Origin of the sequence: Rahnella ecdela (genome assembly GCF_019049625.1) — a bacterium.
GTDB lineage: Bacteria > Pseudomonadota > Gammaproteobacteria > Enterobacterales > Enterobacteriaceae > Rahnella > Rahnella ecdela.
In genome coordinates this window covers 1-8,164 of record NZ_JAFMOY010000084.1, presented here as the reverse complement: position 1 = coordinate 8,164, position 8,164 = coordinate 1, and the positions used below count along the sequence as shown (strand labels likewise).

Annotated in this window: 7 protein-coding genes and 2 pseudogenes; 7 read left to right on the top strand and 2 right to left on the bottom strand. The window is 45.8% G+C overall.

Translation table 11 applies throughout. The features are described 5' to 3' along the window. Positions 1–116 (top strand): annotated as a pseudogene (locus J1784_RS00665) (IS30 family transposase); the annotation flags it as partial. Positions 117–288: 172 nt separating this feature from the next. Here J1784_RS00665 and J1784_RS00660 read toward each other — a convergent pair. Next, positions 289–2,217: a sigma 54-interacting transcriptional regulator gene (locus J1784_RS00660; RefSeq protein ID WP_217147627.1), complete on the bottom strand. Its 1,929-nt coding sequence runs from the start codon at positions 2,215–2,217 to the stop codon at positions 289–291. Positions 2,218–2,451: 234 nt separating this feature from the next. Here J1784_RS00660 and J1784_RS00655 point away from each other — a divergent pair, with 234 nt between their 5' ends. From J1784_RS00655 to J1784_RS26325, 4 genes and pseudogenes are all read left to right on the top strand, one after another. Next, entirely contained in the window at positions 2,452–3,348 is an 897-nt protein-coding gene (locus J1784_RS00655) for a DUF1932 domain-containing protein (protein WP_217147626.1), read from the top strand. Then, on the top strand, positions 3,341–4,042 hold the full coding sequence (locus J1784_RS00650; protein ID WP_217147625.1) for an RraA family protein: 702 nt from the start codon (positions 3,341–3,343) through the stop codon (positions 4,040–4,042). The genes J1784_RS00655 and J1784_RS00650 overlap by 8 nt, the downstream gene beginning before the upstream one ends. 62 nt (positions 4,043–4,104) lie before the next feature. Then, on the top strand, positions 4,105–5,469 hold the full coding sequence (locus tag J1784_RS00645) for a citrate:proton symporter (RefSeq protein WP_217147624.1): 1,365 nt from the start codon (positions 4,105–4,107) through the stop codon (positions 5,467–5,469). A gap of 212 nt (positions 5,470–5,681) precedes the next feature. Then, positions 5,682–5,816 (top strand): annotated as a pseudogene (locus J1784_RS26325) (IS5/IS1182 family transposase); the annotation flags it as partial. A 63-nt stretch (positions 5,817–5,879) separates the two neighbouring features. Here the strand turns inward: J1784_RS26325 and J1784_RS00640 are convergent. Further along, positions 5,880–6,362 (bottom strand): ProQ/FINO family protein, encoded by a 483-nt coding sequence (locus J1784_RS00640; RefSeq protein WP_217147623.1) that lies wholly within the window; start codon positions 6,360–6,362, stop codon positions 5,880–5,882. Between the two features lie 624 nt (positions 6,363–6,986). Here J1784_RS00640 and J1784_RS00635 point away from each other — a divergent pair. Continuing rightward, a complete protein-coding gene (locus J1784_RS00635; protein ID WP_217147622.1) occupies positions 6,987–7,607 on the top strand; it encodes a hypothetical protein in 621 nt (206 codons plus the stop codon). Next, positions 7,607–7,984 carry a hypothetical protein gene (locus tag J1784_RS00630; RefSeq protein ID WP_217147621.1) on the top strand — a complete coding sequence of 126 codons (378 nt, stop codon included), beginning with the start codon at positions 7,607–7,609 and terminating at the stop codon, positions 7,982–7,984. Before J1784_RS00635 ends, J1784_RS00630 begins: the two co-directional genes overlap by 1 nt. The last annotated feature ends 180 nt before the right edge of the window (positions 7,985–8,164 follow it).

Here is an 8,164-nt window from a genome sequence, read left to right as displayed (position 1 = left end):
ACAGCCAGCTAAGACTAAACAGTGTTGCCAGGCAGCTCAACGAGAGGCCAAGAAAAACGCTAGACTATGAATCACCCGCAGAGCGTTTTAACCAATGTGTTGCATCCATCGGTTGAACTCACAGCACGAAGCAGACTATCATGACTGCTTATAAAACCGGCTGAACGTAGGATATTTTCCGTTTTACAAGCGGCCCCCTATACGGCGTTTTCCGAAAATTTTTGCAATTGGAGGAGCTTTTATTACAATCCGATTTATTCGACAAATCCACGGTTGGCTCTCAAACCCCTATACAGGGTATTTGAGAGTAGCGAAAAATATCGGGTCACTGTCCTGATGTTTTTTTATTCTTCGCCAGAGTGTGGTGCTGCTGATACCGAGAAGTTTGGCCGCTTGCTGTCTGTTCCCTCTTACCTGTTTTAAAGCATTCATCAACAGGTATTTTTCGTCCGGAAGGTCTCCGCTTCCATCAGGTTGATAGTCATTTGAAATCCGCATGGGTGCTACATCTGCAAGTACGCTATCCAGCATGGCTTCATCAATTACCTTATCCTCTGCCACTACAACAAGTCGCTCAATAATATTGCTTAACTGGCGTATATTCCCCGGCCATTCTCTTTGGCTTAGTTTGTGGAGAACATCTTTGCTAATTGAGAAATTATCATGACCCTGTAACTGCAACAAGTGCATGACTAAAGAGGGAATATCGGACTGGCGCTGCTGCAATGAAGGTAAAGCGAGCCGCAGAACACAAATCCGGTAATAAAAATCCTCCCGGAATTTACCTTGCTCAATTAACCTCATCAGATTTTTATTGCTGGCTGTGATGATACGGATATCAACAGGAATGATTTTATTGTCCCCTATACGTATGATCTTTCGCTCTTGCAGGGTTCTCAGTAATTTGAGCTGAATATCAATAGAAAGCTCGCTTATTTCGTCCAAAAAGATTGTACCGCCATGAGCCTGCTCGAAAACACCGATTTTTCCTTCCTGTAATGCTCCCGTAAATGCGCCTTTGACGTAACCAAACAACTCACTTTCTATCACGCTGGCAGCGAAAGAGGCACAATTTATCGCCACGAAGGGGCCCGGCGCTCGTGCGGATGCATTGTGAATACTCTGTGCAAAGAGTTCTTTACCCGTCCCTGTTTCGCCTTCTATCATCACTGTACTTTCTACCCTGGCATATTTTTCTGCGAGATGTTTCGCCGAAATTAATACAGGGCTACTACCTATAATGTCTTTAAATGTCTTGTCTGCAGTATGTGACTCACTGTGTTTTAACCTCATTTTTTGTTCTATTTTCTTTATTTCACTTTGGTTCTGAATGCTGGCGACAGCGCCTACGATATTGTCATGTAACATGACCGGCGAAATATTTATACTCAGGGAGTGACGACCTGTTTCAACTAAAACCCCAGAAACAGATTGACCAGACTGTAAGACGTTTGAAAATGAGTTTCTCAGTATCTGGTGTTTGATCTTCGCTCCGGGTTCCACTGGTTTCAGATAACGTAGTGCAATTTCATTAATGTTGGTTATTTTTAATTCAGCATCAATGCTCAAAAGACCTTCTGATACACAGTTGAGAATTGCACTGATCATTTCATAGCGTTTTTTCAGTTCGAGATTTTTACGTTGTTTATCAGCTTCTATTTTTAATAGATGCAAGGCTTCACTCATGGCATCGTCAATAGAGTCAGGATCCGCTTCGGACATCACATAATACATACCATAAGAAATTGCTATTTTTTGTAAAGAGAGCCCCCCAATGACAACATTGATATTATCTTTACGTAGCTGCTCAAATACTGAACTGATCGACTCAGCTTTATCAAAGGGGTCGATTGTGCAAATTGATGCGCCCTTTAAAAAAGGGAGTGCTTTGCTCAGGGCATTTGCATACGCCTGAGAGGTCGCCAGAAATGCAACGTTATCCGAGTGGATGCGAGCTTTTTGATAAGAATTAAAGCAATCAAGAAAAGTATGCCTGATTTCAATAACAGGGATCTGAACCGATTCGCGTAATAACTCAGCTGTTTTCCCTCTACTGATTAATATCTCGATCCCATTCTCTATCAGCCTGCGGGCAATAATGACGGCTGTAGCCTCTGAAGCCTGTGCCAGAATAATGGGCAAGTCTCGTTGAACAAGTAACGATTCAACAACAACAGTCAGCTGACTGGACGGAGAAATAACTGCAATTTTTGCCATAGCCGGGGGATACCTTACGTTTCATTTTCTTTCACCATACTTTCACGTTAATGAAATGCAATGTTGATGATAATGAATTGTGATCCCTGCGAGATAAGGCACTATCAGTTTTTATATGATTAACAGGCTGATTTTAAATCGTATTATTCTTTGATAATTTTTTTTCAAACCCATTGAGTGAGCTGGCACATATTTTGCTCAGCTATTGCCAACTCATTTAAGCGGAATGTTCTTATGAAATTGGTTTTTATTGGTTTTGGTGAAGCGGCTTTCAATTTTTCGATCGCATTACGTTCTGTTTCTCAAATGGAAATAGGCGCATTTGATTCCTCTTCCGGTGTGGGTGATGTGGGAGTGGCTATTCGCGAGCGGGCGGAAAAAGCAGGCGTGACTCTCCTCGACTCATTAGATCATGTCTGTCAAAAGGCACGCTTTATTGTTTGCCTGACAAGTGCAAGCAGCGCACTGAATATCGCTGAAAAAGTTATTCCTAACCTTCATGAAGGGCAAATTTATACGGATATGAATTCTGCCGCCCCGGCAATTAAACAACAAATTGATCTCATCCCCAGAAGGAATGGCGTGTTGTTTTGTGACGCTGCCGTGATGGGTACCGTGCCCGGAGATGCTCTTCGTGTCCCCATTCTTTTAGCTGGCGAAGGTGCTAAATCGTTCAAGAACACCTTCATATCCGAAGGGATGAACCTGACGGATATAGAAGCTGAAGCGGGGGCAGCCTCAGCAATTAAAATGTTAAAAAGTATCGTAATGAAAGGTATTCCTCAATTATTTCTCGAAGCATTTATTGCTGCAGAGAAATATGGAGTACTGGATACGCTGGTTTCTTCTCTGAGCGATTCTCTGGATGGAAAAAATATAGAACAACTCGCCAAAGTTTTTACTGCCCGAACATTAATACATGCAAAGAGGCGCTGCGCTGAAATTACGGATGTGATTGCTACGCTGGATGCCTTATCCGTGGATGCCAGCATGTCAATCGCAACAAGAAACAAACTTGAAACTCTCAGCCAGACGGACTGGGCCAGAGTGCTGGGCCCCAATGGGGCCGATATGGATTACCGAAGTGCCATTAACTGTTTATCCAATCTTGCGAGAAATAATCATGAATAACTCATACCACGTGTTACCACCACTTATCCCTGAGCATCTGATCGAGCGTCTGTCGGTTCTGAGTCCGGCGTTATTGTGTGACGGAATGCAAAAACTGGGCATTCCAAGAAATGGCTGCATGGATGCAAACCTGGTGCCGGTTGATGAACATAAAACAATGATTGGTACCGCCTGCACGGTCGATACGCAGGACGGTGATAACCTCCCGATTCATGTGGCGATTTATCAGGGCGCGCCAGGTTACGTACTGGTCATTGCCGGTAAAGCAGAAAAAGAGCGGGCCTATCTGGGGGACTTGCTGGCAGGTGCGGCGCAGGCTACCGGGCTTCGCGGGATCATCGTGGATGGATATGTGCGGGATAAGGAGGTGCTGGCTGCACTGGATATTCCGGTATATGCCCGAGGTTTTATGCCCCGTGGCCCGATCAAAGAGAAGGAAGGGAAAATCAACACGCCGGTCTTCTGTGCCGGGGTGAATATCAGTCCCGGTGACCTGATTTTCGGCGATGCTGACGGCGTGGTGGTGGTGCCGGTAAACCATCTGGAAGAGGTGCTGGTTAACGCGGAAACAAAGCTTGTCTATGAGCAACAGCGCCGTGCCACCATAGAGGCATATAAGTATGCCCGTGAGAATAATCAGCCGCTACCGTCCCTGACTCCGGCCTGGGTGACAGAGTTGCTCTCCGCGAAGTAAACATAATCGCCGGGGTTTCATCGCCCCGTTAATTCACATCACATCATAATGGAGGCACCGGAATGGTTACAATTCTGGGCTACCTGCTCGTCGCGACATTTATGGTACTGGTCATAAAACAAAAGCTTTCACCTTTTACGGGTCTGATTGCTGTAACTCTCGGTGTGGGGGCTGCATTGTGCCTGCTGACGGGAGAACCGCTGACCAACCTGCTGGTATGGATGAAGGAAGGGATATTCTACACGCAGCATACCAACGGGAAAATTGCCCTGGGTACGGTGAACCCCACCCTGATGATTTTATTTGCGATACTCTATTTCAGCCTGATGATGAATGTGGGACTCTTCGACCCGCTGTGTGCCTGGCTGATACGCCGGGCCAATGGTGACCCGCTGAAAATCACGCTGGCAACGTTTATAACTGCTGCTGCCGTGACGCTGGACGGTGACGGTACGACCACCATTATCATCATGACCACGGCGTTTGTGCCGCTGTACCGCCAGATGGGGATGAAACTCTCGAATCTGGCAATGCTGATTATTCTCCCCTTCGGGCTGAGTAATTGCCTGCCATGGGGTGGGCCTCTGGCCCGTGCGGCTGCCGTACTGCAACTGGATGTGAACGCTCTCTTTATAACCCTGCTGCCGGTATTAGGTATCTCATTTATCTATGTTGCTGCTGTGGCTTTCATTATGGGGAAAAAGGAGCGGGTACGACTGGGATATGAGCCAGGGAGTAACGGCATTGTTTCACGTGAGGATGTGGACACGATGGTGGCCCGTGTTCACGACCATCATCAGGAGCTGAAACGCCCTCGCCTACTTTGGCTTAATCTCTTGCTGACTGCTGTATTACTGGTGTGCCTGATGTCGGGCCTGGTCAGCGGAGCAATGGCGTTCCTGGTGGGTACGGCGCTGGCGCTAATGCTCAATTACACCGTACCAGAGCAACGTCAGCGTCTTATTGCCAACGGCGGAGATGCCATTGCTGTGGCCTCCATTATCGTGGCTGCCGGCTGTTTTCTCGGGGTCTTTAGAGGAAGCGGGATGGCTGCAGCGGTAGCTCAGCATCTTGCCAGTCTCATTCCGGCATCAATGGGAAGTCACTCGGCCATTCTTCTGGCATTTCTCAGCATTTTTTCCCTCTATGCCCTGCCGCTGGATGCGTACTACTTTGGCGTGCTGCCGGTCATTGCCCCTATCGCGCACAGTTACGGTATAACACCCACTGAAATTGGCATTGCATCGGTGATGGGGCAGGCATTACGCCACGCCAGCCCAACCGTGGCCTGGCTGTATCTGCTGATGGATCGTACAGAAATGAGTTTTTGGGGATATCAGAAAGCATTTTTCAAATGGTCACTGCCAATACAGGCAATTTTTATTGTCGTGGCAATTATAACCGGACAGCTACCAACAGGGCTTTAAAGGGTTGAAGGTAAGCGATGAGATGGTCTTCCCTCTCCTTCACGGCAATACCTATTTCCGCCTTGATGGATACACTTAAATCATAAATAAGTAAGAGGGATACCATGTCTGAAATGACAGTCACCGGCATCGCTAAAACGAACTTTTATCCAGTGCGCCGTAAAACCCTGTCCTTCAGGGCGCGGATATAAGGGGGTTCCGCCGTAGAACCCCGGATTAAACAATTGTTCGGTGGACACCTGAAGCTGCGTGACTACGATGCGCAGGTCGGTGAGGCTATGGCCATGATCCGTGCTTTCAACAAAATGATGCGTGCTGGCATGCCCGAAAGTGTGCGAATTACCTGAGGAAGTGACTGAAAGGGAGGCTTTTTATCTAAAAACGATTTATTCAACAAAGCCCTTATCACCCTAACTGTCGCTCACCGAATGTGTTTTTATCGTAAATCTTCGCGCCAAGATGTACTTATATTCGTGTTCAGTGACTTCTCCCAATGCTTTACCCTCAATATCAAACCGGCTCTGACCGACAGCCATACGTTCCAGATAAGCCGGACTCCGACTAATTGCTTTAACACTGCGCTTCAGCATCTTATTGGATAATGAGATCCCGCGGCGGTCTTCATTCCGGATAAGATCTTGCAGAACGTTAATTTTCATCAGATGGACATTTTCACGATCAAATAGCGCTGGCCAGAAAGGTGTCAGCAATGCATAGGCTTCAGAAACCGGTATTGACCGGGGTGTCCGGGGCTTTTTTGGTTCTGTGGGTTTAGGTCCCGGCTTTGCCTGGGCCCGGTTGCGCTTTACGAGGACAGCAGTATCTTGCGCTGGTTCAGGTACTGGATGTTTGGGCTTACGCTTTAATGTCAGAATGGTTTTATTGACGTCCATATCGCTGATTTCTCTCAAATAGACTAAGAAAAGTATATGTACGCATAGTAGGGGACCGCTTAGAAAAGGGAAAATATTCTAAGTTAAGCCTGTTTTATAACCAAGCATGACAGGCTGCTTTGAGCGAAAAGCGGAAGTTCACTACTCTAACAAAGACATAACGAACATTGAGGTGTTTTCACCAACAGGGAGCAGGTCAGCGGTCGAAGCTTTCAAAATTGAGTTTGAGAAAAGACTTTAAAGAAATTACCCTGGTGCTACGTTCAGCGTTCGCAGAGCAGTCAGTGATGGATGTCGGTGATGGGCGGGACGACACATGATAAAAGGTGATCGATGTGATGCTGCAGGACACGAGGGAAAGCGCGGATGATTGGTTTCAGCCAGATAACTAAGTTCGATAGTACTGATTAAAATCACAGGCTTCATTACCAACCCCTTTAGCTCTATCATTGTCATGCTAAAGATATTGGGTAACGCGCAGTTCAATGTGAGAAATGGGCTCTTATTCACTAAACTATCCTTTTCTCAAGCTATTGTGCAGTTTAATGATAGTGAACGTTGTGTGGCATGCGTGGCACGTTTGCTACCTATCCCGTTACCCCATACACTTATAGGATGAAAGACATGATTGGCTTCGAGGCTATGGCCTTTGCGGGTCCAAACCTAGACAAGGTACAAGGCATTTTCACTGAGGTTTCTCATTCTGTTGAGCGATCTCTGGACGACTTCGACCGCAGCCACCCCAAGTCTCTAACAAAAAAACAAGTTTTAGATGCTATAAAAAAAACAGACGCCATCGTTGATTCAGTTACTCAGCTTTGCAAAGAAGGCAGGTCGATGATCCACGTATTAAAGTTTGGGTCAGCTGAAGAGATCGAAGCTCTCGATTTTAAAGAAAATTCGACTGAAACTTTAGAGGCTATTGCTGAAGAAATTTCTCGTGGCAACAAGAGAATGTTTTATACTTTTTTTAAAGCAGAAACTGAAATCTATTGGGCTCCTCACATGTCCCACCTACGCTATATCAAAACACGGGCTTTGCAGGTCTTCGAAGACTATCAGAAAGTCACGAATGAACTTGCAAGGTTAGTAGGTTTGTACCAGCTCAAAGGCGAACATGATTTCTCCTTTGATATAGAAGCCATTAGAGATTCTGTCAGTTCTGAAAATGTAGAACACCCTGACTGGGTTGCAAGCGGCGATGATTTTGCAGATTGGATCCAGTCAATGAAAAAGGATGCGTAATGGCTGTCAAAGTTAGTTATTCTCAGTCATTTATTGAGTTAATGAAGTCATTATCAACACAAGAATTAAAGACAATTGGTGACTTTATTACTATGTTAAAAGCATCCGGATTCACTAGCCTTCCTGGACGTAATAAACCATCCACGGGAGTTAGCGAAAATCACGCTAGAAGACTGCAACTAATACAATATGCAATAGAGAATAACCTTTGGCATTATCATGTTGGTCATAAAGTTTATGATCAGAAAAAACCTTTTGGCGACTGGACATCAAGCCATGTGGTCCATTATCAAAATGAAAATTGTCAGTCTGCAAGGTTTGTTCATTATGACTCGCATCCTCCAATGAAATTGCCAGCAGCAAATACGCTCAAATAGAAACCCGGCCACCGAGCCCGGTTTTTTGTACCTGTAATCTGGCAAAATTGAATAGACCCTAGTTTCCTAGACTGTTCCGTGCCTCATGAACCAGGCACTTTCATAAACTGCAGGGGCTTGATCCTCACAGGCACTGTGGCGGCGTTTAGCATTATAAAACATCTCGACATAATCGAAGAT

Bases quoted from the DNA above. Each gene is read 5' to 3' on its own strand.
- J1784_RS00630 (WP_217147621.1), top strand. From the start codon at position 7,607: ATGGCTGTCAAAGTTAGTTATTCTCAGTCATTTATTGAGTTAATGAAG.
- J1784_RS00635 (WP_217147622.1), top strand. From the start codon at position 6,987: ATGATTGGCTTCGAGGCTATGGCCTTTGCGGGTCCAAACCTAGACAAG.
- J1784_RS00650 (WP_217147625.1), top strand. From the start codon at position 3,341: ATGAATAACTCATACCACGTGTTACCACCACTTATCCCTGAGCATCTG.
- J1784_RS00660 (WP_217147627.1), bottom strand. From the start codon at position 2,217: ATGGCAAAAATTGCAGTTATTTCTCCGTCCAGTCAGCTGACTGTTGTT.
- J1784_RS00645 (WP_217147624.1), top strand. From the start codon at position 4,105: ATGGTTACAATTCTGGGCTACCTGCTCGTCGCGACATTTATGGTACTG.
- J1784_RS00655 (WP_217147626.1), top strand. From the start codon at position 2,452: ATGAAATTGGTTTTTATTGGTTTTGGTGAAGCGGCTTTCAATTTTTCG.
- J1784_RS00640 (WP_217147623.1), bottom strand. From the start codon at position 6,362: ATGGACGTCAATAAAACCATTCTGACATTAAAGCGTAAGCCCAAACAT.